This window comes from Mesorhizobium sp. M0991, from assembly GCF_040318915.1.
Taxonomy (GTDB): domain Bacteria; phylum Pseudomonadota; class Alphaproteobacteria; order Rhizobiales; family Rhizobiaceae; genus Mesorhizobium.
Genome location: NZ_JAMYNE010000012.1, coordinates 51,806 through 77,429 on the forward strand (window position 1 = coordinate 51,806; position 25,624 = coordinate 77,429).

Consider the following 25,624-nt stretch of genomic DNA (forward strand, 5'->3'; position numbering starts at 1 on the left):
TTGGCTTGCGCCATGCTCCGGATCGGGGCCGGCCGGAGCGGCGGGGCCATCTAGGGCACCGGCGCGGCGCCGGCAAGGCCCGAAGAAATTACCTTTTTTTGATTACAATTTGCCGCGACGCGTCACTAGCTGTTGGCAAGGGGCCGGGAACCGCCGGCGATGCCTCCCTCATCGCGACGCGACGGAACCTGACGGCCCGCGGCCGGAAGGCAGGGCCCTCCCAACCACCGCCTTCCCCAGTAAAGGAGACGCAACCATGCGCTTCTTCGCTCCCAGGAATCTCAGGACTGCTACGCTCGCCACACTTCTCCTCGCCGTTCCGTTTGCTGGCGCTTACGCCGGCCCGCGTGAGACGGCCTTGATCAATCAGATCCAGAGCGTGGAGACGGGTATCCAGGGCGCCATCCGGGCGAACAAGCTCGAGCCGGGCGAGGCACGTGACTTGCGCACGCAGGTCGCTCAACTCGATCGGGCCGCCCAGAGGGCCGCGCGCGATGGAACGATGCCGAGCACGCAATATCAGGGGTTGCTGGCGCAGCTCGACGATGTCAGCCAAAAGCTGCGCGCTGCTACCGGCAGTGCCTTCCTCATCGGCAACGGCGGCGATGGCGGATACTATCCCAACGGCTACGGCCCAAACTATCCGGGCGGCTGAAATCGGCCGCAGCGCCCGGCGCTGTAGCAATTGATTTTGCGCATGATCCTTTTCCAGCTTTCGGTTCAGGGATCATGCGCTAGCCCAACGCCAGCGCAATCAGCGCCAGCACTGCCGGCACTGTCTGGATGAACAGGATTTTACGGTCCGCCGTAGCCCCGCCCGAATGGGCCGGGCCGGCGACGCAGATCAGGAAGAAGACTTTGAACTAGAAACCGGCGCACGCCACCGCTTCCGCAAGATGCCTTTCGGCCGTTGCGGCCGGCAGTCAATGCATCGGTCGCGGAGGGCTTCAGGGGTTGCCAACAGTTTTGCATTGGTATCTTTTCCCGCCGTCAAATCAGCGGAACCCACAATGTCCTTTCAAAAACTCGACGACCTCGGCCACAAGCTCGAAGCGCTGGAACATGCGCTCGCCATCCTCGGCGCCGACGAGGCGACCCATATGGCGGTCGGCGGCGGCGAGAAGCGCGCGGAGGCAATGTCGGCGCTTGCCGGCATGCACCATGCCCGGGCGACTGCGCCGGAGATTGCCGACTGGATCGCGGCGGCCGAGCAGGAAACGCTGAACGAAGAGCAGCAGGCCGCGGTCAGGGAATCCCGCCGGCAATACACCAACCTGACCTGCCTGCCGGTCGAGTTCGTCGAGCGTCAGACGACCGCGCGCATGCGCTCCGAGCAGCTCTGGCGCGACCTGCGCGCCAAGAACGACTGGGCCGGCTTCCTGCCGGCGCTGGAAGGCGTCGTGGCGCTGGTCCGCGAGGAGGCGGCACTTCGCGCCGAGGTGCTCGGGCTCGAGCCTTACGACGCGCTGATGGAGCAATATGACCCGGGTAATCGCACCGCCGACATCACGCCTGTGTTTGACGAGTTGAAGGCCTTCCTGAAAGGCTTCGTGCCGGAGGCACTGGCCGTGCAGGAAGAGCGGCTGGCGAAACATCCGCTGAAGCCGCTTTCCGGCAGCTACCCCTTGGACAAGCAGCGCGAGCTTGGCCTCGCCATGATGGCGGCAGTCGGCTTCGACCTCACCCACGGCTCGCTGTCGGTTTCGCACCATCCGTTCTGCGGCGGCGTGCCGAGCGACGTGCGCATCACCACCCGCTACAAGACCTCGGATTTCCTGTCGGCGCTGATGGGCGTGCTGCACGAGACCGGCCATGCGCTGTACGAGCAGAACCTGCCGAAGGCGTGGGCGCACTGGCCGCTCGGCAAAGCGCGCGGCATGGCGGTGCATGAAAGCCAGAGCCTGTTCGTCGAAAAGCAGATCGGCCGCAATCCAGAATTCTGGCGCTGGGCGCTGCCGGTGGTCGAAAGGCACCTCGGCGAGAGCTGGACGATCGACGACATCCTGCCGCATGTGCACCGGGTCGAGCGTGGCCTGATCCGCGTCGATGCCGACGAGGTCACCTATCCGCTGCATGTCATCCTGCGCTACGAGTTGGAGCAGGAGCTTGTCTCGGGACGGCTTGAGGCAGCCGACCTGCCCGAAGCCTGGGATGCCAAGATGCGCGATTATCTCGGCCTGTCGACATCAGACAATCCGGCTGATGGTCCGATGCAGGACGTCCACTGGCCGGGTGCCGCCTTCGGCTATTTCCCCTCCTACACGCTCGGCGCCATGATGGCGGCGCAGCAATGGGCGGCGCTGACCAGGGATCATCCGTCAGCCGACGAAGACCTCGCCAAGGGAGATTTCGCCGCGATCAACGACTGGCGCCGCAAAAGGATCTGGTCGCAAGGCTCGCGCTGGTCGACGCCTGAACTGCTCGAACGCGCCACCGGCGAAAAGCTCAATGCCGTGCATTTCACCGACCATCTGAAGAAGCGGTACGGGAACTGAGGCGCTTCATCTATTTCTGGTCTTTGCCGCAGTGACCGCAGAAATCCGCGAGACTGGCCTTTACTTTGGTGGGAAAGCCTCTGAAAAAGGAGTTCTTCCAAGTTGGGCGAGCGTAGATGTCTGCCTGTTACAGTTTTCATGGGATGAAGTCCTTCTGGCCCCGCTTGGTACTTTTCATCTTATTGATCGGCCTGAGTTCTCCCGCCATGTCCGACGACATGGTTCTCAAGGGTCCGGCAGAAAGCTGGGTAAAGCAGCTTGATATTCCGGCTGCCGATCCCACCCGATCGGATCAAATCAAGAATGGCGTTTCATGGCTGCTCTCGGACGACCAGATCAAGCATCGCGCCGGCGGCTATGTCGAGTACTCGCGCACCGTCTATAAGATCGTCGACCGTCCCGGCCTGGATCGTGGCGCGAGTATCGATCTGCAGTTCGATCCGTCCCGGCACAAGGTCACGCTCAACCATCTTCACATCATCCGCGATGGCGCCGTTTTGGACCGGCTGGAAGGCGTCGAATTCGACATCTTCCGCAGGGAAAGAGATGCCGAGAAAGGCGTCTTCGACGGCTGGCTGACAGCACATGTCAACATCGATGATGTGCGTACCGGCGACATCGTCGATTACGGGTCGACCTATGAAATAACACCGCTGGTCGGCAAGGATCTCTTCTTCAAGAATTTCTCCACCGAATGGGAAGAGCCGGTAGCGCTTATCCGCACAAGCATCATTTGGCCTTCGGGCCAGCCGCTCGAGATCAAGACCAGGGGAACCCGACTCAGGCCCTCGATCTCCCCGACTGGGCCGGACACCACCTATCTGTGGGAAATTCCAAACCCGAAACCGGTCAATGTCGAGGATAACCTGCCCGTGACCTATCCAGGCTGGGGCTCCATCGATGTCGCGTCTACCGCGAATTGGCAAAGTGTGGTCGAGGCCGTTGCGCCCTATTACAAGCCAGCGACCGTTTTTCCCTCGGCTTTTGCCGCAAAGCTCGACGACATCGCTCTGCGGCATCCGGTGCCCGAAGACCGGATGGTCGAGGCAATGCGGTTGGTGCAGGACCAGATCCGCTATGTAAGCCTGTCGATGGGTGCCGGTTCCTACGTTCCGCGTGATCCCGCGACGGTCATCCTGAGCGGGTTTGGTGACTGCAAGGACAAGGCACTGCTGCTGGTTTCGTCGCTTGTGCGGCTTGGCATTGCTGCAGAGGTCGCCTTGGCCGATCTCGACGAGGGACGGGCCCTGGACCAGCATCTGCCGGCGCTTCGCGATTTCGACCATGCCATCGTCAAGGCAAGGATCGGAGCAAAGACATATTGGCTGGACGCCACGAACTATCTTCAGGGCGGCAAGGCGCACAATCTCGCACAGCCGGACTACGGCTTCGCGCTGCCGCTTTCCAGCACCGGGGGGTTGGAGAAGATGCCGAGTCCTGTGCTTACCAGCCCATCGATCCAGATCGTCGAGGACTTCGACTTTCCGCGGAAACCGGGCGATCCCCTCGTGCTGACGGTCTTCTCGACATATGAGGACGCCGATGCCGATTGGATGCGCGGCAACTTGGCCAGCCGGTCGCTGAGCGAGGTGTCGGACGCCTACCTGAAATATTACAACAAGCAATATCCGGGCATCCAAACCGGCGCCAAGCCGGAAATCGTGGATCGCCGCGACGGCAACATAGTGAGCGTGAAGGAAAGTTATCGCTTGCCGGCGGAGGCGCTGGCGGCCAACGATCTGGCAAAGAATTTCCCGATCCGCGCGGCCGATCTCGGCAACAACTCTCTTCCAACCCCGACAATCGTCGACCGAACCGGGCCCGTCTCCCTCGGCCCCCAGTTCTACCGGCGTCACAAGGTGACCGTGCGCAACCTCAAGGCGAGGTTTTCCGGCGAGTCGATGAAAAACGTCGTGACGCCCTATCTGTCTCTCAAGGCGTCCTGGTCCAACACGCCCACCGAATTTCAAGTTGAATGGAACTTTCAGACGCTGGCAACCGAAGTGCCGGCCAAGGCGATTGCCGACTATCTGAAAACCGTCGATGACGTCGCAGACGAAATTCGGTGGCAGTACGATTTTACCTATGAAGAGCCGCCTGCCGATGTGCAGCTCAGCGATCCGGCAAAGGAGCAGCGACAGACCGTCGCCAGCATGCTTTTGTTGTCGCTGCTTGTCGGCGTTCCCCTGTTCATCGCCTATCGACGCGGCAAACGCCGAGCTTTCGGTGGCTGAAGAATCCCAGCGGCCGCGGGCGGACAATGATGCCGAAAAGCGGATGCCGGTTTTCGGAAAAGATCACGGTCAAATGAGAAGATAGAGCCCGACCCCGATGTCATCGGTATGGAACAGGCTCTGGCTCGGTAGCCGATGCTACTCGGCCGCGCCCCTGAAAGCATTCGCCCCGGTATCGAACTGCAGCTTGGCCAGCCGCGCATAGATGCCGCCCTTGGCGACCAGGCTCTGATGCGTGCCTTCCTCGACGATGCGGCCGCCATCCATGACCAGGATGCGATCGGCCTTCAGCACGGTTGCCAGCCGATGGGCGATGACGATCGTGGTGCGGCCCTGCATCAGCCGGTCCAGCGCCGTCTGCACCAGCGTCTCGCTTTCGGCATCTAGTGCCGAGGTCGCCTCGTCGAGCAGCAGGATCGGCGCATCGCGCAAAATGGCGCGGGCGATGGCCACGCGCTGGCGCTGGCCGCCCGACAGCGTCACACCGCGCTCGCCGACCTGGCTGTCATAGCCCTTTTCGAGTTTTAGGATGAACTCGTCGGCAAGCGCGTCCTTCGCCGCCGCCTCGATCTCGGCCTGGGCGGCCCCCGGCCGGCCAAAGCCGATATTGTCGCGCGCGCTTGCGGCAAAGATGGTGACGTCCTGCGGCACGATGGCGATGCGCGCGCGGATCGCGGCCGGATCGGCCTCGCGCAGATCGACCCCGTCGATGACGATCCTGCCGGCCTCCGGATCGTAGAAGCGCAGAAGCAGCGAAAAGACGGTGCTTTTGCCGGCGCCGGATGGCCCGACGATCGCCACCGTCTCGCCGGGTTTGACCTGAAAGCTGAGGCCGTGGACGGCGGCGCGGTCGGGCCGGGCCGGATAGGAGAAGGAGACATCGTCGAAGCTGATCGCGCCTCTCGCCTTTGCCGGCAGCGGCTTCGGATCGGCGGGCGCCTGGATCGCGGGTTTCTCGGCCAGGATCTCGGTCAGCCGTTCGGCAGCGCCGGCTGCCTGGGCAAGTTCACCCCAGACTTCCGACAGGGCGCCGAGCGCGCCGGCGGCGAACACCGAATAGAGCAGGAATTGGCCAAGCGTCCCTGGCGACAGCGTGCCGTCGAGCACGTCGCGCGAACCGAACCACAGCACCGCCACCACCGAAGAAAAAATCATGAAAATGGCGAAGAAGGTGAGAAAGGAGCGGGCAAGGATCGAGGCCCGCGCCGCTTCGAACGCTGCTTCCACGGCGGATGAAAAATACCCGGTTACAAGCTTCTCGTTGGTGAAGGCCTGCAGCGTGCGCACCGCGCCGATCTGCTCGCTGGCGTAGGCGGTGGCATTGGCCAGAGTATCCTGCGCCAGCCGTGACTTGCGCCGCACCGAGCGGCCGAAGGCGACCAGCGGCAGCACGATTACCGGAATGGCCGCGATGACCAGGCCGGACAGTTTTGGGCTGGTGAAGACCATCATCGCCACGGCGCCAAGGCCGAGGATGACGTTGCGCAGCGCCACCGAGGCGGTAGCACCGACGGCCGATTTGACCTGTGTCGTGTCGGCGGCGAGCCGCGAGACGATCTCGCCCGACTGGGCCGTGTCGAAGAAGGAGGGCGACAGCGTGGTGACGTGGGCAAAGACATCGCGGCGGATATCGGCAACGACGCGCTCGCCAAGCGTGATGACGAAATAGTAGCGGCTGGCTGATGCCGCCGCCAGCACGGCGGCCATCACCACCAGCATGGCGAAATATTCGGCAATGAAGCTGGAGTCGGAAGCGGAAAAGCCGTGATCTATCATCCGCCGCACGGCCAGCGGCAGCGCAAGCGTCGTCGCCGCCGCGACGGCCAACGAGACGATCGCGCCAATGACCATTTTGCGGTAATGGGTGATGTAGGGAAACAGGCGCTGCAGCGGCCTCAGCGAGCGCCTGCGCTCGTCTGCATCGCCGCTGATGTTCGCCATGACCGTTTCCTTTGGCCCTTTGAGGTTTGCGCCATCAATATGCGCTTGCCGCGGCTTGTGATTCAATTCCGGCTGATGTATAGGCTCGCCGACCGTTTTAGAAGCCGTGGCTCCTCAATAGCTGCGGCTTCGAGTTTTAAAAAGGGGCGCATCGACGCAGGCTTCAGCCCGTCGGCAGCACCCGGCAAGCCAGGAACAGAACCATGAAGACCGACATCCATCCCGACTATCACACCATCAAGGTCGTCATGACCGACGGCACCGAATACATGACCCGTTCGACCTGGGGTAAGGAAGGCGATACGATGAACCTCGATATCGACCCGACCACCCATCCGGCCTGGACCGGCGGCCAGCAGACCCTGCTCGACCGCGGTGGCCGCCTGTCGAAGTTCAAGAAGCGCTTCGAAGGTTTCGGCCTCTAAGCCAACGACCTTTCGTACATCGAAAACCCGCCCCTCGTGGCGGGTTTTTTGTTGCCTAGGTGCGGTCCTACCGATCGAGCAACTCCCTGAGCGCCATCCGCTTGTAGGCGGCAACCAGCCTGTCGCCTTCCTGCCGCCCGACCGAGATCGCCAGCCGCATTGCGGCCTCGCCCATCTGCCAGATGAGAAACGCCGTCGTTTCCAGCGCTTCCGGATCGGCGGACGGCCGCAACCGCTTCAGCACCGCAGTGAGGAATTCGGCGTTGGCCCGGCTGTCGGCAAGCTCAAGCTCGCGCAATGCCTTGTCGGCCTGTGTCCCCGACCAGATGTCGCGCATCACCGGCTCGGCCAGGAATAACCGGTAGTAGATATCCACCAGCTCCGAAAATGCGTGGCGCAAGCCGTCGGCGTCACTGACGTCGGCAAGTGCTGCCGCAATGCAGGCCTGGCTTTCGGCGGTGTGGCGTTCGGCCAGCGCCCAGATGATCGCCCGCTTGTCCGGGAAGAACTGGTAGAGCGAGCCGATCGACACGCCGGCCCTCTCGGCCACCTCGCCCATGCGCATCGCATCGCTGCCTTGCTCGGCGATCAGCGCCGACGCGGCGGCCAACATGCGCTCGACCCGCTCGCGGCTGCGCTGCTGGCTCGGTGCCCGGCGCGGCGATGCGATCTGGCCATCCTGTGAATCCGATACGGCAGAGCCTTCCATCACTGTCTCCAGACGAACAATCAACAAATTGGCTTGACTCGCAAAATACGAGGGTTTATCACGTTTTGCAAATGTGAGGATTACTCACATTTGCAAACTGAGGAAAATCGACATGAACCCTACTGTAACGAAACCAACTTTGATCCTCGGCGGCACCGGCAAGACCGGCCGCCGTCTCGCCGAGCGGCTGACGGCGCGGGGCCTGCCGGTGCAGATCGGCTCGCGCTCGGGTACGCCGCCCTTCGACTGGGAAAATAACACGACCTGGGAACCCGCGCTTGATGGTGTCGGCGCCGTCTACATCAGCTACTATCCTGATCTTGCCGTTCCCGGCGCGGCGGAAACGGTCGGCGCCTTCGCTAATCTTGCCGTGGAGTGTGGTGTGCGCCGGCTGGTACTGCTGTCGGGGCGCGGCGAAACGGAAGCACAGCGCGCCGAAGAGATGCTCAAAGGTTCAGGCGCCGATTGGACGATCCTGCGCTGCGCCTGGTTTTCCCAGTGAAGGCTTCCTCGTCGAATCTTTGCAGGAGGGCGAGGTGGCGTTGCCGGTCGGCAGTGTGGGCGAACCATTTGTGGATGCCGACGATATCGCGGAGGCCGCCTTTGCCGTACTAACCCAGCAAGGACATGTCGGAGAGCTCTATGAGCTGACCGGACCGCGGCTGCTGAGCTTTGCCGACGCGGTCGCCGAGATCGGCAGGGCGGCCGGCCGCGACATCCGTTTTATCAGGATTTCGCATGCCGAATTCACCGCCACCACAGCGGAGCACGAATTGCCGGCCGAATTCGCGTGGCTGCTTAACGAGCTGTTCACCGAAGTGCTTGACGGCCGCAACGAGTCGCTGACCGACGGCGTCCAGCGCGTGCTCGGCCGCGCCCCAAAAGACTTTTCCGCCTACGCAACCGAAACCGCCGCCACGGGCATCTGGAGGAACTGACATGATCATGAAGCTGCTTCCCACCCTCACCTTCGTCGCTGCCATTGGCTCAGGCGTTGTCGGCGGCGTTTTCTTCGCCTTCTCCAACTTTATCATGCCGGCGCTCGCCCGCTTGCCCGCCGGAGGCGGCATCGCCGCCATGAATTCGATCAACATCACCGTGATTACGCCTGCATTCATGACCGCGCTTTTCGGCACCGGGCTGGTCTGCCTTGTCCTTGCCGCCGGCGCTCTTATCGGCTGGAGCCAACCGGGTGCATTCTGGCTCCTCGCCGGTGCCCTAATCTATGTCGTCGGCAACCCGATCGTGACGATGATGTTCAACGTGCCGCTCAACAACGCCCTGGCGGCCATCGATCCGGCAAGCGCCAACGGCACCGCGGTATGGGCCACTTATCTCAGGGACTGGGTGATGTGGAACCACGTCCGCACCATCACCGCCATCGTGGCGCTGGGCTGCTTCATCTTCGCATGGCGGTGAATGCAGGACGGAAGTGTAAAAGGCCGGTCAGGCAGGGTCTTTTGACTTATGGCCCTTGCGGTCGGCGTGGCCGAGATCGCGATCCGGATCGATGACGTCGCGAACCAGTTGCTTGAGCTTTGCGGCGTCGGGAAAACCGCCGTCACGCTTGCGGTCCCAGACCAGCGTGTCATTGCAGGAAATGGTGAAGATGCCGCCGGTGCCGGGCACCAGCGTCACTTCGCCGAGATCGGTACCGAAGGTGGACAACAACTCCTGCGCCATCCAGCCGGCCCTGAGCAGCCATTGGCACTGGGTGCAATAGGTGATGCGGACGGTGGGCAGCGCGTGTTGGGTCATGCCGCGCTGAGCTTCGCCAAGGTCTCCTCGTCGACCTCGAAATTGGCGTAGACGCTCTGCACGTCGTCGTCGTCTTCGAGCGTCGCGACCAGCTTCATCAGCGATTGTGCCCGCTCCTCGTCGACCGCGATATTGGTCTGCGGCTTCCAGATCGGCTTCACCGATTCAGCCTCGCCGAGTGCGCCTTCCAGCGCCTTCGACACTTCGCCAAGATTCTCGAAGGCGCAATAGATCGTGTGGCCTTCCTCGTCCGACTGGACGTCGTCGGCGCCGGCCTCGATCGCTGCGTCCATCACCTTCTCGGCGCTGCCGGCCGATGCCGGATAGTAGATCTCGCCGACGCGGTCCCACATGAACGAAACCGAGCCGGTTTCGCCCATCGCCCCGCCGGCCTTGGTGAAGGCAGCGCGCACATTCGACGCCGAGCGGTTGCGGTTGTCGGTCAGCGCCTCGACGATCAGCGCGACGCCGCCTGGCCCGTAACCTTCGTAGCGAACGGCTTCGTAGGTCTCGGCATCGCCCATCGAGGCCTTGTTGATGGCGCGCTGGATATTGTCCTTTGGCATCGACACCGCCTTGGCGTTCTGCACCGCAAGGCGCAGGCGCGGGTTCATCGATGGATCGGGCGTGCCGCTCTTGGCGGCGACGGTGATTTCGCGCGCCAGCTTGGAAAACATTTTCGACCGCACCGCATCCTGGCGGCCCTTGCGGTGCATGATGTTCTTGAACTGTGAATGGCCAGCCATGGCACCCCTGTCGTCTTCTCGGCTAGAGCATCTGCCGCCTGGTGAACCACCCGGCATCTTGCAAAATGCTCGAATTCAAAATTTCAGAACGTCCTGCTGCGTCCGGACGGACGTACGGCGCTCTCTGTCGGAATGGCCGGCTTATAGATAAATCGGCTCAATTCGTCCAGCCGCGCCATTGCGTCGGCACGCAAGGGTTTCAAGACCCGAAAATCGGCAGGCCTCGGCAACCTTTCATCCCTCAAGATCGGATTTCAGCCGGTCGAGGATGCTGATCGCGTGCGTGGCATATTGGCTGATCCAGCGGTCGTGGATGTGCTTGATCGGCAGCGCGTTGAGATGGTTCCAGCGTTCGCGGCCCTCGCGCCGCGCCACCACCAAGTCGGCCTCCTCCAGCACCTTCAGATGCAGCATGACGGTGCAGCGGTCCATGTCTGGAAAGGCGTCGCACAACATGCCGGTGGTCTGCGGCGCATCCTTCAGCCGGTCCAGCAACGCACGCCGGCGCGGATGCGCCAGCGCCTTGAAAACATTGTCGTCTCGCGAATGGCTTGACATGTTATGTTTCTATAACATATCGTTGAGCCATTCAAGGAAGGAGCTGTGGATATGTCTCTTGGATTCAGGGTTTCTGGCCGTATCGGCAAACCGATCGCAGAAGTCTTCGACGCGGTCGTCAATCCGAAGAAGCTTAGCGGCTACTTCACCACGATCGGCGGCGCCAGCGCACCGCTGGTGGCGGGCGCCACCGTCATCTGGTGGGGCAAGGTTCCCGTGGAGGTCGACAAGGTGGAGAAAGACAGCCGCATCGTGCTGCGCTGGGATGCCACCGACGCCGACGGCAAGCCAGCCTACAAGACCCGCATCGAGATGGATTTCGAACCGCTCGACGATGGCGGCACCTTCGTCACCATCGCCGAGACCGGCTGGCACGAGGACGCGGTCGGCCTGAAGAAATCCTACCTCAATTGCGAGGGCTGGTCGCAGATGCTGGCCTGCATGAAGGCCTATGTCGAATACGGCATCAATCTGCGCGACGGCTATTACCGCAGCGAGATGAAGGGCGAGCCGGCCAATGAGAACAACATCTGAAAAACCACCAAGATGACGGAGGCCTGCGATGAAGCAAGTGACGCCATTTCTGATGTTTGAGGGCAAGGCCGAAGAGGCAATGACCTTCTATTGCGAGACGATCCCCGACAGCAGCGTCCTTGACGTCACACGTTACGGCTCCGGCGAAGACGGGCCGGAAGGAACGGTCAAGCTGGCGCGCGTGTCCATAAGCGGTCTGGAAGTGATGGTCTACAACAGCCCCGTGCACCATGCCTTCACGTTCACGCCGTCGGTCTCGCTGTATGTGGATTGCTCCACGGAGGCAGAGCTGAACGGCATTGTCGAGGCGCTGGCCAAGGACGGCAAATTTCTGATGCCGCTGGACAATTATGGTTTCAGCCGCCGGTTTGCATGGCTCAACGACAGGTTCGGAGTCTCCTGGCAAATCAATTTGGCATAGCGAGTTCTGGACCGAACCGGCCAATCGAACCTGAACACGGGAATGGAGCCAGCAAATGACCCCGAAGATCGCCGGCGGCATCAACATCGCCATGAAGGTGCCGCCACATCAATACCAGGCGACGATCGCCTTCTATCGCGACGTCGTCGGCCTGAAGCCATTCACGGCCAAGCCGCCGGCCGTCGGCTTCGAACTCGGTCCCAATCGGCTGTGGATCGACGAGGCGCCGATGATGAGCCAGGCCGAGATCTGGCTGGAACTGTTCACCGATGATTTTCCGGCCGCTGCGGAGCATCTCGCCAAGGCCGGTGTCGTGCGCTGCGACGCCATCGAGGCACTGGGTGAAGGCTTTCGCGGCGGCTGGATCACCAACCCGGCCAACATCATTCACCTGGTGCGCGAACCCGATGCCTGGTGAAAAGGCGTCGGTGCCGTGAAAGGAGGACGCTATGGAAATCTGTGAAACACCGACCGCCGAAGCCGGCATGCTGATAAGGCGGCCGGTCGCCGACGTATTCGAAGCCTTCATCGATCCGGCGATCACGACGAAGTTCTGGTTCACCCATGGCAGCAACAGGTTAGACAGCGGCAAGGAAATCCGTTGGGAATGGCGCATGTATGGCGTCTCGACGACGGTCAATGTCAGTGAGATCGTCGAAAACAAGAAGATCGTCATGCAATGGAGCGATCCGCCGACCACGGTGGTGTGGACTTTTACCGAAATGCCGGGCGGCACGACCTTTGTCGAGGTCCGCAATTTCGGCTTTGTCGGCAGCCCCGATGAGCAGGTCAAGCAGGCGATCGACTCGACCGGCGGTTTTGCGCTGGTGCTCGCCGGCGCCAAGGCGTGGCTCGAGCAAGGCCTGACGCTTGGCCTGACCGGCGACCGCCATCCGAAAGGCGTGCCGGGGCATTAGGTCAGCCGCGGTGGGCCATCCTCAGTGGCCGCCGCCTTTGCCTTCTTCCGCCGCCGCGCCAGCATGTTGAGCCCTTCGACCAGTGCCGAAAAGCCCATGGCAGCGTAGATATAGCCTTTCGGCACATGGTAACCCATGCCGTCGGCGATCAGCGTCATGCCGATCATCAGCAGGAAGCCGAGCGCCAGCATGACGATGCTGGGGTTCTTGGCGATAAAATCCGCCAGCGGCCCGGCCGCCAGCATCATCACGCTCACCGCCACGATCACCGCGATGTACATGATCGCGATTTCGTCGGTCATGCCGACGGCGGTGATGATCGAGTCGATCGAGAAGACGAGGTCGAGCAGCAATATCTGGAAAATGGCGCCGGCCAGCGACAGCTGCAGTGTCTCGCCCATCATCGTGTCCTGGTGATCATCGAGATCGACCGTGTGGTGGATCTCCTTGGTCGCCTTCCAGACGAGAAACAGGCCGCCGGCAATCAGGATCAGGTCGCGCCAGGAAAAGCCATGGCCGAAGGCCGTGAATATCGGCGTCGTCAACTGGACGATGATCGAGATGGTGGCCAATAGGATCAGCCGCATCACCAGCGCGGCGGAGATGCCGAGCCGCCGGGCGCGGGCCCGCTGCGCTACCGGCAATTTGTTGGTCAAAATCGAGATGAAGATCAGATTGTCGATGCCGAGCACGACCTCCAGCACGATCAGTGTCAGCAGCGCGACCCATGCCGTCGGATCGGAGACAAAGGCGAAATGCGGCGCCAGGAATTCGACTAGCTGCATGGAGGTCGTCCCCTCTACGATCTAGAGCAGTTTCGCCGGCAATTGGGTATTGCAAGCGTCTATATCAATGTCATGACCAGAAGGATGGAGCCGTTTCCTCCAGCCGCGGGCCGCGGCGAAACGGCGCGATCCGTTCGGTCAGGCCGCTACGGTCGGAAATGTCGACGCCGACGCCGCACAATGTCGCCGGTCCGGTCGACGCCTCGAAGCGGCCTTTCGGCACTTTGGATAAGAACCGGTTGAGCGGCTCCTCCTTGTCCATGCCCAGCGAGGAATCGTAATCGCCGCACATGCCGGCATCGGAAATATAACCGGTGCCGCCATTGAGGATCTGGTGATCGCCGGTCGGCTGATGCGTATGAGTGCCGACAACAAGGCTGGCACGGCCGTCGACGAAATGGGCGAAGCACATTTTTTCCGAGGTCGCCTCGGCATGGAAATCGATGACGATCGCATCGGCCTGCTCGCCAAGCGGACAAGCGGCAAGTTCGCGCTCGCCGGCCTGGAACGGATCGTCGAGCTCGGGATGCATGAACACCCGGCCCATGATATTGGCGACCAGCACGCGCGCGCCGTTCCTGGCAATGTAGACGCCTGACCCGCGCCCCGGCGTACCCTTGGGGAAATTGGACGGACGCAGGAAGCGCTCTTCGCGCGGCGCGAAAACCAGCGCATCGCGCTGGTCCCAGACATGGTTGCCGGTGGTGACGACATCGGCGCCGGCCGAGATCGTCTCGCGAAAAATCTCCTCGGTGATGCCGAAGCCGCCAGCGGCGTTCTCGCCATTGACGATGACGAAGTCGAGTTTGAAATCCGAGATCAGGCCGGGCAGTTGATCCCATACCGCCGTACGTCCTGTCTTGCCGACCATGTCGCCGAGAAAGAGAAGTCTCATATAAGCGTGATCCTGAACTGAAGGTCAGCGAAGCAAAAAGCTGCATGACTTTCGGAAAAGACCATGCGTCCAGGAACTTATCTACAATTTCGACGCGAACCGGCGCAACCCGCTCTCGGTGAGTATTTCCGGAATGATCATGTCATGCGGCTCGTCCGGCACCAGGGCCACCTCCTGGCAGTCGAAGGCAATGCCGATCAGCCGCGGCTGCTGTCCCTTGTCGACCAGCCGCGCGATAGCCCGGTCGTAATAGCCTGCGCCGTAACCGATACGGTGGCCGCGCGCATCGAAGGCGGCAAGCGGCACCAGCATAACCTGCGGATCGAGCACCTCGGCTTCCTCATGCGGCCCGACGGTGCCGAAGCCCATGTCGATCATCGGGGCGCCGCGCACCAGTTCGCGAAAAACGATGGTGGTCTTGTCCAGGATGGCCGGCAGGCAGAGCCTTGCCCCCTTCTCGCGCAAGGCGAACATCAGCGGCCGGACGTCGACTTCCGAGCGCATCGGCCAGAAACCGGAGACGATCTGGCCCGGCTCGACCGTGATCTGGTCGCGCGTCGTCTCGGCCATTTCGAGTGCTGCCTCCACCCGCCAGAACGGATCGAGCGCGTCGCGGCGCCCGAGGGCTTGGTTGCGGAGATTTTTTTTCAGGTCTTTTGGGGAGGTCATGCGCCGACGGTAGAAAAGGTCAGATTTGGATGGAGTTTTACGAGCGACGTTTTGGAGGAGCGGAGCGAACTTTTCGTTCGTGAGAGCACCGCACAAAGCGGCGCGACGACAAGATCCGCCAGATATGGCCTTTTCGATAGGTGACGATCCACACAACCGGTGGAGAGAGCGATCCCGGGAACCTACAAAGTAGGTGGGCGCCGTATGAGAAAACCCACGGGTCTTCCCAGGGACAGCTCCCTAGGGATCATTAAGGCCCCGGGGAAAATGTTCTCCTGCCGGGAAGCGCAGACCGTCATACCCAATATAGGCTGACGCCAGACCATGCGCCAGAGAGACGACATGTTTCGACGCTTAATTCGACGCAGAACCCCTCGACGAGGTCAGCGCCCGCAAGATCCCCGTTTCGCCAGCGGCGCCTTGCACAGCGAAGGCCGCGTCCTTAGGGTCGCGCGATGAACCCGGGAGCAAAAATGCGTTTCGAAGGCACGGCAGCCTATGTTGCCGACAAGGATCTGATGGTGGCGGTCAACGCGGCGATCGCGCTGGAGCGGCCGTTGCTGGTCAAGGGCGAGCCCGGCACCGGCAAGACCGAACTTGCCTGCCAGGTGGCGGCGGCGCTCGACCTGGATCTGATCGAATGGCACGTCAAATCAACGACACGGGCGCAGCAGGGCCTCTATGAATATGACGCCGTCTCGCGGTTGCGCGACAGCCAGCTCGGCGACGAGCGCTTCAACGACATTCGCAATTACATCAAGCGCGGCAAGCTGTGGGATGCCTTTGCTGCCGGCAAGAAAGTCGTGCTTCTGATCGACGAGATCGACAAGGCCGATATCGAGTTCCCCAACGATCTGTTGCAGGAACTGGATCGGATGGAGTTCTTCGTCTACGAGACCGGCGAGACCATCCGCGCCACCGTCCGGCCGATCGTCATCATCACCTCCAACAACGAAAAAGAGCTGCCGGACGCCTTCCTGCGCCGCTGCTTCTTCCATTACATCCGCTTTCCCAACGTCGAGACGCTGCACAAAATCGTCGACGTGCACTATCCCGGCATCAAGCAGAACCTGGTGCGCGCCGCACTCACGCAATTCTATGAAATCCGCGACGTGCCGGGCCTGAAGAAGAAGCCGTCGACCTCCGAGGCACTCGACTGGATCCGCCTCTTGGTCGCCGACGACATCGCGCCCGAGGACCTGCGCGCCGACCCGAAGAATGCGCTGCCGAAATTGCATGGCGCGTTGCTGAAGAACGAACAGGACGTGCATCTGTTCGAGCGCCTAGCCTTCATGGCGAGACGGCAAGGGTGAAGGGCCGGTCAGTCGGAAGCCGACGAAAGCCCCCGGACAGCGCTTTCCCGTCGCTGGACCGTTGCCCTTGGCCAGGCACGGAGGCAGCTTCGGGTTGCCGACTTCAGAGGGAAACGAAATGACCGAGATCACCGTCCGCCCATTGGCGCAATCCGACCATGCCGACTGGCGACGTCTGTGGACCGCCTATCTCACCTTCTACGAAACCAAGCTGCCGGAAGAGGTTTACGCCGTCACCTGGAAACGGCTGTTCACGGCGGGCGAGTTCGAGCCAAAGGGTTTCATCGCCACCCTCGACGGCAAGGCCGTCGGCCTGACGCACTATCTCTACCATCGCTCCTGCTGGTCGGAGATAAACAACTGTTACCTGCAGGACCTGTTCGCCGACCCCGATGTGCGCGGCAAGGGCGTCGGCGCCGCCCTGATCGAAGCGGTCAAGCAGAAAGCCGGCAAGATCGGCGTCAAGAACGTCTACTGGATGACCCACGAGACCAACACCACCGCACGCAAGCTCTACGACCACGTGGCGCGCAGGACCGGCTTCATCGAGTATGATCTGCTGTAGACCGTGAGATGTTCATCCCCTTCTTCCTCGAACTGAAGGCAGCGCGGGTTCCGGTCTCGCTCCGCGAATATCTGTCGCTGCTGGAGGGGCTGGAGGCCGGGCTGGTCGACTATGATGTCGAGGGCTTTTACTATCTCGCCCGCGCCGCTCTGGTGAAGGACGAGCGCCACATCGACCGCTTCGACCAGGTCTTTTCGCACATCTTCAAAGGTGTCGAGGCGCTGGCCGGCGAAGACCCGGTCGATGTCGCAAACATCCCGGAGGAATGGCTGCGGAGGCTCGCCGAAAAGCACCTGACCGATGAGGAGAAGAAGCTGGTCGAGGCGCTGGGCGGCTTCGAAAAGCTGATGGAGACGCTGAAGAAGCGGTTGGAGGAGCAAAAGGGCCGGCATCAGGGCGGTTCGAAATGGATCGGCACCGGCGGCACTTCGCCCTTTGGCGCCTATGGCTACAATCCCGAAGGTGTGCGCATCGGCCAGCACGAAAGCCGCAACCGCCGCGCGGTAAAAGTCTGGGACAGGCGCGAGTTCAGGAATTTCGATGACGCCGTCGAACTCGGTACCCGCAACATCAAGGTCGCGCTGAAGCGCTTGCGCCGCTGGGTGCGCGAAGGCGCCGAAGAGGAATTCGACCTGCCTGGCACCATCCACGCCACCGCCGAGCACGGTTATCTTGATGTTAAGACACAACCCGAACGTCGCAATGCCGTGAAGCTGCTGATGTTCTTCGATGTCGGCGGCTCGATGGACGACCATATCAGGAGTGTCGAGGAGCTGTTTTCGGCCGCCCGCGCCGAATTCCGCCAGCTCGAGTATTTCTACTTCCACAACTGTCTCTACGAAGGGGTGTGGAGGGACAATCGCCGCCGCCATGCCGAGGTGATTCCGACCTTCGATCTCCTCCATAAATATGGCCCCGACTACAAGGTGATCGTCGTCGGCGACGCCTCGATGAGCCCTTATGAGATCGCCCAACCCGGCGGCTCGGTCGAGCACTGGAACCAGGAGGCCGGCGCCGTCTGGCTCGGCCGGTTGCTGCAGCAATGGCCAAACGCGGTATGGCTCAACCCCGAAGCCGAGAAGAATTGGGGTTTTACCCATTCGATCGCCATGATCCGCGATATCTTTGGCGGCCGCATGTTTCCGCTGACGCTCGCCGGCCTCGAAGCCGCGACGAAGCAACTTTCAAGGAAGCACTGAATGGATCCGCGCAAAACAGGACGGTCGACCTGTTTCCTTTGCCTGCAATGCGGTGTCCAGTTCGCGGCGACAGCGGCGCCGCCGCGACATTGCCCGATCTGCGAGGACGAGCGGCAATATGTGCGCTGGGAGGGCCAGGCCTGGATCACGCCGGAAGAGCTCGCCGCCGGGCATCGGGTCGTGATCAAGGATGATGCCGGCGTGCTCGCCTTCGGCATCGAGCCGCGCTTCGCCATCGGCCAGCGGGCGTTGCTGGCGCAAACGCCGCATGGCAATATGCTGTGGGACTGCATCTCGATGGTCAGCGACGAGGCGGTGGCCGAGATCAACCACCGGGGCGGCCTTGCCGCCATCGCCATTTCGCATTGCCATTATTATTCGGCAATGGTCGAGTGGAGCGAGGCGTTTGGCGGCGTGCCGATTTATCTGCACGCCGATGATCGTCAGTGGATCATGCGGCCGCATCCGGCGATCATCAGCTGGGAAGGCGAGACGCGCGCCATAAACCCGTCGCTGACGCTCATCCGCTGCGGCGGCCACTTTGCCGGTGGCCAGGTGCTGCACTGGAAGCGCGACGGCGGCAATGCCATCCTGGCCGGCGATATCCTGCAGGTGACGCCGACTCGCCGTCATGTCAGCTTCATGTACAGCTATCCGAACTATATCCCGCTCAACGCGACGAAAGTGCACGGCATCAAGGCCGCGCTGGAGCCTTTCGCGTTCGACCATATCTACGGCGCGTGGTGGAACCAGAACGTCATCGGAGATGCAAAGGCGGCATTTTCAGCATCGGTTGCGCGCTATCTCGCTGCCATCGTCTGAGGAATTCTTCGCAGCAGGAATTGGAAATACGGGCAAACGCCGTAACAAATGCCTATTTCAGGCGAAGTTGGGAAGGCAACCCAAATAGCGACATAAGCTAAGAGGAAAAAATGGACAGCCACACCTACCCCGTTACCCGCACCGATGCCGAATGGCGCGCCCGCCTGACGCCTGAGCAATATGCGGTGATGCGCAACCACGGCACCGAGCGGCCGGGAAGCTGCGCACTGCTGCACGAGAAGCGCCCCGGCACCTTCTCCTGCGTCGGCTGCGACCAGCCCTTGTTTGAATCCAAGCTGAAATTCGAGAGCGGCACCGGCTGGCCGAGCTTCAACGATCCCGTGCCGGGCTCGGTCGAGACCACCGTCGACCGCAGCTACGGCATGGTCCGTACCGAGTGCCATTGCGCCCGCTGCGGCAGCCATCTCGGCCACGTCTTCGACGACGGCCCGCCGCCGACCGGTCTGCGCTATTGCATCAACGGCGTGGCGCTCAAATTCGAGCCGGCCGCCTGATCGTCAGGCCACAACCACCAGAATCAGCCACAACGTGGCGCCAAGCGTCATCAGCGAGGCCTTGACACCACTCGATTTTCCGGCAGTTCGCCAAACGGCAAAGGTCAGGAAGATATTGTAGGGCACCGGCGCGAAATGCACCGCCAGGACGAGCGCAAGCGGCAGCTTCAGCCCAAGCAGAATGAGCGCCGCCACCGACGACGCGACGTTGATCGCTGTGCCGACAACGACCAGGTCGCGCCAGAACAGCCGATCGAGCGGCACGCCGCCCAGCCAGCGTGAGCGGAAGAAGGCGGCAACGCGCGACATGATCGTCATCGATCCACCGGCTCCCTCGCTCTGCTCACCAGAGCAATCCTTCCACAAGGATTGCGTCTGGAAACTCTGCTTTATTCCTGACCCAGAACTTCGGCAATCGCACGCTCGAAACGTGAGGCTTCCGTCACCAGCCAGTCGGTCATCGCCGGCCAATTGTCCTCGGCGAAACAATTCACCCGCCACATCGAATTGATGCCGAGGCCGTCGCAACTTTGTTCTGGCCTGAGCTTCAGCCTGTCTTCGATGGCCGGCTGGAACGGCTTCAACCGCGACCAGGCTTGCGTGGCACCGAACTTCTCGTTGCGGCCGAAGAAAACGCCGACATGATTGTGCGCAGGCGCGACATACATTGAAAGGACCAATGCGAAGTCGGGCAGCCCACGCTGCCAGAACCACGGTCCGCGCCTCGCCAGCAGAGCCCTTTCATCCGGATGCCGTTCCGCGAACAGCGTCCAGAAGCTGCGTTGGCGGAATTCAGAGGCGCGGCGGGCGCCAAAATCGAATTCGCTCATGGTTCGATGCCCGCTCCAGCATCAGGCCGAGACTGTTGTCTCTACACCATTCCAAGCGCGGCCTTGTACAGATCGAGAATGGATTCCTCTTCCTGCCGCTCGGCCTGGTCCTTCTTTCGCAGCCGGATGATCGACCGCATCGCCTTGGTGTCGAAGCCGGTGCCCTTGGCCTCAGCGAACACTTCCTTGATGTCGTCGGCAATCGTCTTCTTCTCTTCCTCGAGCCGCTCGATGCGTTCGATGAAGGCGCGCAGCTGGCCGGCGGCAACAGTCTGGCTGGTCTCGGTGATGTCGTCGGCCATAGTCTTCTCTCCGCGTCGTTTCTCGCCGCGACTCGGGGTGACCCGAGCGGCGAATTGCAGCGGTTCGATGCCCGACCGGGCGCGGCGGGTCAAGGTGCTATCGATGCGGCATGAAGGGCTGCTGCCAGGCGCCGACAAGACTCCCTGATGCCGGCCTATTTCACCCGAACGCGATCAGCAGATCCTTGGCATCGATCTGGTCGCCGGCCTTGACCAGCACTTCGGCTATGGTGCCGTCGCGTTCGGCATGCAACGCCGTTTCCATCTTCATCGCTTCGATCGACAGCAGCACGTCACCAGCCTTCACCGCCTGGCCGGCAGCGACCGCAAGCGCCGAGACGACGCCAGGCATCGGCGCGCCGACATGCGCCTCGTTGCCCGGCTCCGCCTTGCGCCGCGCCTTGGCGGCGGATACGCCATGCGCCCGGTCCGGCACCTTCACGCGGCGCGGCTGGCCATTGAGCTCGAAGAACACGGTGACCATGCCCTTTTCGTCGACATCGCCCAGGGCAAGGCAGCGCACCACCAGCGTCTTGCCTTTTTCGATGTCGACGAAAATTTCATCTTCCGGCTTCATGCCGTAGAAATAGGTCGGCGTCGGCAGCACGCTGACCGGCCCGTAGGTCTCCTGCGCGGCGGCAAAATCGGAAAACACCTTCGGATACATCAGCCACGACGCGAACTCGAACTCACTGAGCTTGCGCTCGAGCTTTTCCTCGACCTCCGCGCGGCTGGCCTTGAGATCCGCCGGCTTGAGCAGCGAACCCGGCCGCACCGTGATCGGCTTTTCGCCCTTCAGCACCTTCTTCTGCAATGGCTTTGGCCAGCCGCCCGGCGACTGGCCGAGATCGCCGCGCAACATCGACACCACCGAATCCGGGAAGGCGATGTCCCTCGCCGGATTCTCGACATCGGCGACGGTCAGGTCCTGGCTCACCATCATCAGAGCCATGTCGCCGACGACCTTGGATGACGGCGTCACCTTGACGATGTCGCCGAACATCAGATTGACGTCGTGATAGGTCTGCGCCACTTCGTGCCAGCGTGTCTCCAGCCCGAGCGAGCGCGCCTGTTCCTTGAGGTTGGTGAACTGCCCGCCCGGCATTTCGTGCAGATAGACCTCCGATGCCGGCCCCTTCAGGTCGCTCTCGAAGGCGGCGTATTGGTTGCGCACCGCCTCCCAGTAGAACGAGATGTTCCTGATCCATTGCGGGTCGAGGCCCGGGTCGCGCTCGGTGCCCTTCAGCGCCTCGACGATCGAACCCAGGCACGGCTGCGAGGTGTTGCCCGATAGCGAATCCATCGCCGCGTCGATGGCGTCGACGCCGCTCTCCACCGCCGCCAGCACGGTTGCCGCCGACAGGCCGGATGTGTCGTGGGTGTGGAAGTGGATCGGCAGGTCCGTCGCCTCGCGCAGTGCCTTGAACAGCACGCGGGCCGCCGCCGGTTTCAAAAGCCCGGCCATATCCTTGACGGCGATGATATGGGCGCCTGCCGCCTGCAATTCCCCGGCCAGGCCGACATAATATTTCAGATCGTATTTGGCCCGCGCCGGATCGAGTATGTCGCCGGTATAACAGATAGCCGCTTCGATCAGTCTGCCCTCGGCGCCGACCGCATCCATGGCGACGCGCATGTTCTCGACCCAGTTCAGGCAGTCGAAGACGCGGAACAGGTCGATGCCGCCGGCCGCAGCCTGCTTGACGAAATGCTGCACGACATTGTCGGGATAGTTGGTATAGCCAACGCCATTGGCACCGCGCAGGAGCATCTGCAGCAGAAGGTTGGGTGCTGCCTCGCGCACCAGCGACAGCCGCTCCCATGGGTCTTCGGTGAGAAAGCGCATGGCGACGTCGAATGTGGCGCCGCCCCAGCATTCGAGCGACAAAAGCTGCGGCAACGCACGCGCATAGGTGCCGGCAATGCCGGCGACGTCATAGGTGCGCACACGCGTCGCGAGCAGGGATTGATGCCCGTCGCGCATTGTCGTGTCGGTGACCAGCACCTCTTTTTGCTCGCGCATCCACGCGGCGAATTTCTCCGGCCCGAGCACGTCGAGCTTCTGCTTGCTGCCTTGAGGCACATTGCCGTTGAGATATGGCACCACTGGTGGCGCCGCATCGGCCTTTGGCTGCGGCCGGCCGCGCGTCTCGGGATGACCATTGACCGAAACGTCGGCAAGATAGTTGAGCAGCTTGGTCGCGCGGTCCTGCCGCTTCACACTGGCGAACAGTTCCGGCGTCGTGTCGATGAACTTGGTGGTGTAGGAATTGTCGGCGAAGCTCGGGTGATTGATGATCGCCTCGAGGAAGGTGAGATTGGTCGCCACGCCGCGGATCCGGAATTCGCGCAGCGCCCGGTTCATGCGGGCGATGGTCTCGGCCGGCGTCGGCGCCCACGCCGTCACCTTTTCCAGCAGCGGATCGTAGAAGCGGGTGATGACCGCGCCCGAATAGGCGGTGCCGCCATCAAGGCGGATACCGAAGCCGGTGGCACCGCGATAGGCGGTGATGCGGCCATAGTCGGGGATGAAATTATGCTCGGGATCTTCAGTGGTGATGCGGCACTGCAGTGCGTGACCGTTGAGCCTGATGTCCTTCTGCGCCGGAACGCCCGATTCCGCCGTGCCGATGGCAAAGCCGTCGAGGATATGGATCTGCGCCTTGACGATGTCGATGCCGGTCACCTGTTCGGTGACGGTGTGCTCGACCTGGATACGCGGATTGACCTCGATGAAATAGAATTTTCCGGTATCGGCATCCTGCAAGAACTCGACCGTGCCGGCGCCGATATAGCTGGTTTCGCGCGCGATCCTCAGCGCGTAGCCGCAAAGCTCCTCGCGCTGTGGCATTTCAAGATACGGCGCCGGCGCCCGCTCGACCACTTTCTGGTTGCGGCGCTGGATCGAACAATCGCGCTCGAACAGGTGCACGGCGTTGCCTTGGCGGTCGCCCAGCACCTGCACCTCGACATGGCGTGCGCGCTCGATCAGCTTCTCGAGATAGACCTCGTCCTTGCCGAAAGCCGCCTTCGCCTCACGCTTGCCTTCCATCACCTCGCGGGCGAGATCGGCCTCGGAGCGGATGGCGCGCATGCCGCGGCCGCCGCCGCCCCACGACGCCTTGAGCATCACCGGGTAGCCGATCGTCTTGGCGAGTTCCTTTACCGCCGCCATGTCGTCCGGCAAGGGATCGGTAGCGGGAATTACCGGCACACCGACTTCGATTGCGAGATTGCGGGCGGCGACCTTGTTGCCCAGCCGGCGCATCGTATCGGGCTTTGGTCCGATGAAGATGATGCCGGCCTTGGCACAGGCCTCGGCGAATTCCGGGCTCTCCGACAGCAGCCCGTAACCCGGATGGATGGCATCGGCGCCCGAAAGCCTGGCGACGCGGATAACCTCCTCGATCGACAGATAGCTTTCGATCGGCCCCATATCCCTGGTCAGGTGCGGCCCGCGGCCGACCTGGTAGCTTTCGTCGGCCTTGAAGCGATGCAGCGAGTATTTGTCCTCCTCTGCCCAGATCGCCACAGTTTTGAGGCCGAGCTCATTGGCCGCGCGGAAGACGCGGATGGCTATTTCGGAGCGGTTGGCGACAAGAATCTTCGAGATTGCCAAGGACAAGGCTCCGGACGCGGAGGGTAAGGAAACTGACGACATGATTAACGCGAAAATGCTGCAGTGCAAACAAAATCGAAAAGAGGATTAAATCGATTTAGTTTGATCTATCGCGTCGACGCATTGCGTGTCGATCCGGAGAACGCCTGGGCAGTTCCGATCCAAGCGTTCGGGAAACCCCCATGAAAAATGCCCGGCGCGAGGCGCCGGGCATTTTCATGTAGCAACGTCCGGTTATTTGCCGGGTGCGTTCTCGACATAGGTGTACTTGCCGTCGTCACCCTTCTTCCAGGTGTACATGACGTAGTCCGGACGGGTGATATCGCCCTTTGCGTCGTAGCCGATCTCGCCGATCGCGGTCTTCCAGGGGCCGGCCGACTTGATGGTCTCGGCTACCTTCTGAGCGTCGTCGGCTGAACCGGTCTTGGTGATGGCGGCCGCGATGATTTCCATCGCGGCGTAGGAGTAGAGGGTATAGGCCTCAGGCTCGAAGCCGGCCGCACGGAACTTCTCGACGAGTTCCTTGGCGTTCGGATTCTTGCGCGGATCCGGAGCGAACGTCATCAGCGTGCCCTCGACGGCGTCGCCGGCGATGGAGGCCAATTCGTTCGACACGATGCCGTCGCCGGACATGAAGGTTGCCTTGAGGCCCTGGTCAGCGAGCTGGCGTATGATCAGGCCGGCTTCGGTGTGCAGGCCGCCATAGTAGACGACCGAGACGCCCGCGTCCTTCATCTTGGCGATGAGGGCCGAGAAATCCTTGTCGCCGACATTGATGCCTTCATACATGGCCTCAGTCACGCCGTTGGCTGCGAGCGCCTTCTTGGTTTCGTCGGCGAGGCCCTGGCCATAAGGCGTCTTGTCATGGATGACAGCGATCTTGGCATCCTTGAAGTTCGCGGCGAGATAGTCGCCAGCGACCTTGCCCTGCTGATCGTCGCGTCCGCAGGTGCGGAAGGTGTTCCACATGCCACGTTCGGTGAGCTTCGGATTGGTCGCGGCCGGCGTGATCTCAAGGATGCCGTTCTCGGCGTAGACTTCCGACGCCGGAATCGAGACGCCGGAGTTGAAGTGGCCATCGACGTACTTGACGCCGTCGGCGACGAACTTGTTGGCGACCGAGATGCCTTGCTTGGGATCGGAGACGTCGTCGCCGACTTCAAGCTTCAGCTGCTGGCCAAGAACGCCGCCCGCCGCATTGATATCGGCGACTGCCTGTTCGGCACCCTTCTGAAGCTGGGCGCCGAACGCTGCGTTCGGACCGGTGATCGGACCGGCAACGCCGATCAGGATGTCAGCCCACGCGTTGCCGCTGAACGCGACAAGCGCGGCCAGGGCGACGGCGGACAAAAGTGACTTTTTCATTGAAACG

28 protein-coding genes, 1 other RNA gene and 1 pseudogene are annotated in these 25,624 nt (G+C 62.0%); 15 read left to right on the forward strand and 15 right to left on the reverse strand.

Translation table 11 applies throughout. From position 1 onward, the window contains the following. Positions 1 to 256: 256 nt before the first annotated feature. Complete coding sequence (locus tag NKH70_RS18590; protein WP_352909874.1) at positions 257 to 655, forward strand: hypothetical protein; 399 nt, start codon at positions 257 to 259, stop codon at positions 653 to 655. A gap of 79 nt (positions 656 to 734) precedes the next feature. Here the strand turns inward: NKH70_RS18590 and NKH70_RS18595 are convergent, their stop codons facing one another. Then, positions 735 to 848 (reverse strand): DUF1304 family protein, encoded by a 114-nt coding sequence (locus tag NKH70_RS18595; protein ID WP_353025832.1) that lies wholly within the window; start codon positions 846 to 848, stop codon positions 735 to 737. Positions 849 to 1,010: 162 nt separating this feature from the next. Here NKH70_RS18595 and NKH70_RS18600 point away from each other — a divergent pair, with 162 nt between their 5' ends. Further along, positions 1,011 to 2,495: a carboxypeptidase M32 gene (locus tag NKH70_RS18600; RefSeq protein ID WP_352909872.1), complete on the forward strand. Its 1,485-nt coding sequence runs from the start codon at positions 1,011 to 1,013 to the stop codon at positions 2,493 to 2,495. A gap of 206 nt (positions 2,496 to 2,701) precedes the next feature. After that, entirely contained in the window at positions 2,702 to 4,729 is a 2,028-nt protein-coding gene (locus tag NKH70_RS18605; RefSeq protein WP_352978953.1) for a DUF3857 domain-containing protein, read from the forward strand. 138 nt (positions 4,730 to 4,867) lie between these two features. Here NKH70_RS18605 and NKH70_RS18610 read toward each other — a convergent pair whose 3' ends face one another. Then, positions 4,868 to 6,670, reverse strand: a complete 1,803-nt coding sequence (locus NKH70_RS18610; RefSeq protein ID WP_352909869.1) for an ABC transporter transmembrane domain-containing protein — start codon at positions 6,668 to 6,670, stop codon at positions 4,868 to 4,870. 203 nt (positions 6,671 to 6,873) lie between these two features. Here NKH70_RS18610 and rpmE point away from each other — a divergent pair, with 203 nt between their 5' ends. Next, positions 6,874 to 7,095 carry a 50S ribosomal protein L31 gene (gene rpmE, locus NKH70_RS18615; protein WP_006327661.1) on the forward strand — a complete coding sequence of 74 codons (222 nt, stop codon included), beginning with the start codon at positions 6,874 to 6,876 and terminating at the stop codon, positions 7,093 to 7,095. Positions 7,096 to 7,162: 67 nt separating this feature from the next. Here the strand turns inward: rpmE and NKH70_RS18620 are convergent, their stop codons facing one another. Beyond that, positions 7,163 to 7,804 (reverse strand): TetR family transcriptional regulator, encoded by a 642-nt coding sequence (locus NKH70_RS18620; RefSeq protein ID WP_352909866.1) that lies wholly within the window; start codon positions 7,802 to 7,804, stop codon positions 7,163 to 7,165. Positions 7,805 to 7,916: 112 nt separating this feature from the next. Here NKH70_RS18620 and NKH70_RS18625 point away from each other — a divergent pair. After that, positions 7,917 to 8,742: pseudogene (locus tag NKH70_RS18625) on the forward strand (Rossmann-fold NAD(P)-binding domain-containing protein). Position 8,743: 1 nt separating this feature from the next. Next, positions 8,744 to 9,223: an anthrone oxygenase family protein gene (locus NKH70_RS18630; RefSeq protein WP_352909861.1), complete on the forward strand. Its 480-nt coding sequence runs from the start codon at positions 8,744 to 8,746 to the stop codon at positions 9,221 to 9,223. Positions 9,224 to 9,250: 27 nt separating this feature from the next. Here the strand turns inward: NKH70_RS18630 and NKH70_RS18635 are convergent, their stop codons facing one another. The 3 genes from NKH70_RS18635 to NKH70_RS18645 all read right to left on the reverse strand — a co-directional run bounded on the left by NKH70_RS18635 (position 9,251) and on the right by NKH70_RS18645 (position 10,866). Next, complete coding sequence (locus tag NKH70_RS18635) at positions 9,251 to 9,562, reverse strand: Rdx family protein (RefSeq protein WP_352909859.1); 312 nt, start codon at positions 9,560 to 9,562, stop codon at positions 9,251 to 9,253. Further along, positions 9,559 to 10,308, reverse strand: a complete 750-nt coding sequence (locus tag NKH70_RS18640) for a YebC/PmpR family DNA-binding transcriptional regulator (protein WP_023678028.1) — start codon at positions 10,306 to 10,308, stop codon at positions 9,559 to 9,561. The genes NKH70_RS18635 and NKH70_RS18640 overlap by 4 nt, the downstream gene beginning before the upstream one ends. A gap of 234 nt (positions 10,309 to 10,542) precedes the next feature. Then, entirely contained in the window at positions 10,543 to 10,866 is a 324-nt protein-coding gene (locus NKH70_RS18645) for an ArsR/SmtB family transcription factor (RefSeq protein ID WP_352909856.1), read from the reverse strand. Between the two features lie 51 nt (positions 10,867 to 10,917). Here NKH70_RS18645 and NKH70_RS18650 point away from each other — a divergent pair, with 51 nt between their 5' ends. From NKH70_RS18650 to NKH70_RS18665, 4 genes are read left to right on the forward strand one after another with little or no spacing between them, the layout of a single operon-like run. Then, entirely contained in the window at positions 10,918 to 11,400 is a 483-nt protein-coding gene (locus NKH70_RS18650) for an SRPBCC domain-containing protein (RefSeq protein ID WP_352909854.1), read from the forward strand. 28 nt (positions 11,401 to 11,428) lie between these two features. Further along, positions 11,429 to 11,821 (forward strand): VOC family protein, encoded by a 393-nt coding sequence (locus NKH70_RS18655; protein WP_352640129.1) that lies wholly within the window; start codon positions 11,429 to 11,431, stop codon positions 11,819 to 11,821. A gap of 55 nt (positions 11,822 to 11,876) precedes the next feature. Then, positions 11,877 to 12,239 (forward strand): VOC family protein, encoded by a 363-nt coding sequence (locus NKH70_RS18660; RefSeq protein ID WP_352909851.1) that lies wholly within the window; start codon positions 11,877 to 11,879, stop codon positions 12,237 to 12,239. Between the two features lie 31 nt (positions 12,240 to 12,270). After that, positions 12,271 to 12,738 (forward strand): SRPBCC family protein, encoded by a 468-nt coding sequence (locus NKH70_RS18665; RefSeq protein ID WP_352909849.1) that lies wholly within the window; start codon positions 12,271 to 12,273, stop codon positions 12,736 to 12,738. Here NKH70_RS18665 and NKH70_RS18670 read toward each other — a convergent pair. The 4 genes from NKH70_RS18670 to ssrS all read right to left on the reverse strand — a co-directional run bounded on the left by NKH70_RS18670 (position 12,735) and on the right by ssrS (position 15,384). After that, positions 12,735 to 13,523, reverse strand: coding sequence for a TerC family protein (locus NKH70_RS18670; protein WP_352909848.1), 789 nt, complete (start codon positions 13,521 to 13,523; stop codon positions 12,735 to 12,737). The two genes, NKH70_RS18665 and NKH70_RS18670, sit on opposite strands and share 4 nt — an antisense overlap. Positions 13,524 to 13,593: 70 nt before the next feature. Next, positions 13,594 to 14,418, reverse strand: a complete 825-nt coding sequence (locus NKH70_RS18675) for a TIGR00282 family metallophosphoesterase (protein ID WP_352909846.1) — start codon at positions 14,416 to 14,418, stop codon at positions 13,594 to 13,596. Positions 14,419 to 14,499: 81 nt separating this feature from the next. Continuing rightward, entirely contained in the window at positions 14,500 to 15,087 is a 588-nt protein-coding gene (locus NKH70_RS18680; RefSeq protein WP_352909845.1) for a 5-formyltetrahydrofolate cyclo-ligase, read from the reverse strand. Positions 15,088 to 15,228: 141 nt separating this feature from the next. Further along, positions 15,229 to 15,384: non-coding RNA, 6S RNA (ssrS, locus tag NKH70_RS18685), on the reverse strand. Between the two features lie 176 nt (positions 15,385 to 15,560). Between ssrS and NKH70_RS18690 the strand changes: the two genes are divergently transcribed. From NKH70_RS18690 to msrB, 5 genes are all read left to right on the forward strand, one after another. Next, complete coding sequence (locus tag NKH70_RS18690) at positions 15,561 to 16,400, forward strand: AAA family ATPase (RefSeq protein WP_352909843.1); 840 nt, start codon at positions 15,561 to 15,563, stop codon at positions 16,398 to 16,400. A 118-nt stretch (positions 16,401 to 16,518) separates the two neighbouring features. Continuing rightward, positions 16,519 to 16,965 carry a GNAT family N-acetyltransferase gene (locus NKH70_RS18695; protein WP_352909841.1) on the forward strand — a complete coding sequence of 149 codons (447 nt, stop codon included), beginning with the start codon at positions 16,519 to 16,521 and terminating at the stop codon, positions 16,963 to 16,965. An 8-nt stretch (positions 16,966 to 16,973) separates the two neighbouring features. Continuing rightward, positions 16,974 to 18,164, forward strand: a complete 1,191-nt coding sequence (locus NKH70_RS18700) for a vWA domain-containing protein (protein WP_352909839.1) — start codon at positions 16,974 to 16,976, stop codon at positions 18,162 to 18,164. Beyond that, positions 18,165 to 18,986 carry an MBL fold metallo-hydrolase gene (locus NKH70_RS18705; protein ID WP_352909837.1) on the forward strand — a complete coding sequence of 274 codons (822 nt, stop codon included), beginning with the start codon at positions 18,165 to 18,167 and terminating at the stop codon, positions 18,984 to 18,986. Positions 18,987 to 19,096: 110 nt separating this feature from the next. Then, entirely contained in the window at positions 19,097 to 19,501 is a 405-nt protein-coding gene (gene msrB / locus NKH70_RS18710; protein ID WP_352978950.1) for a peptide-methionine (R)-S-oxide reductase MsrB, read from the forward strand. A gap of 3 nt (positions 19,502 to 19,504) precedes the next feature. Here msrB and NKH70_RS18715 read toward each other — a convergent pair whose 3' ends face one another. From NKH70_RS18715 to NKH70_RS18735, 5 genes are all read right to left on the reverse strand, one after another. Continuing rightward, positions 19,505 to 19,819 (reverse strand): hypothetical protein, encoded by a 315-nt coding sequence (locus NKH70_RS18715; RefSeq protein WP_352714497.1) that lies wholly within the window; start codon positions 19,817 to 19,819, stop codon positions 19,505 to 19,507. A 71-nt stretch (positions 19,820 to 19,890) separates the two neighbouring features. Continuing rightward, entirely contained in the window at positions 19,891 to 20,331 is a 441-nt protein-coding gene (locus NKH70_RS18720; protein ID WP_292658543.1) for a hypothetical protein, read from the reverse strand. Between the two features lie 41 nt (positions 20,332 to 20,372). Next, positions 20,373 to 20,633, reverse strand: coding sequence for a DUF2312 domain-containing protein (locus NKH70_RS18725; protein WP_023719653.1), 261 nt, complete (start codon positions 20,631 to 20,633; stop codon positions 20,373 to 20,375). A 160-nt stretch (positions 20,634 to 20,793) separates the two neighbouring features. Next, on the reverse strand, positions 20,794 to 24,252 hold the full coding sequence (pyc, locus tag NKH70_RS18730) for a pyruvate carboxylase (protein ID WP_352714499.1): 3,459 nt from the start codon (positions 24,250 to 24,252) through the stop codon (positions 20,794 to 20,796). Between the two features lie 234 nt (positions 24,253 to 24,486). Further along, complete coding sequence (locus tag NKH70_RS18735; protein WP_352714501.1) at positions 24,487 to 25,617, reverse strand: branched-chain amino acid ABC transporter substrate-binding protein; 1,131 nt, start codon at positions 25,615 to 25,617, stop codon at positions 24,487 to 24,489. Positions 25,618 to 25,624 lie beyond the last annotated feature (7 nt).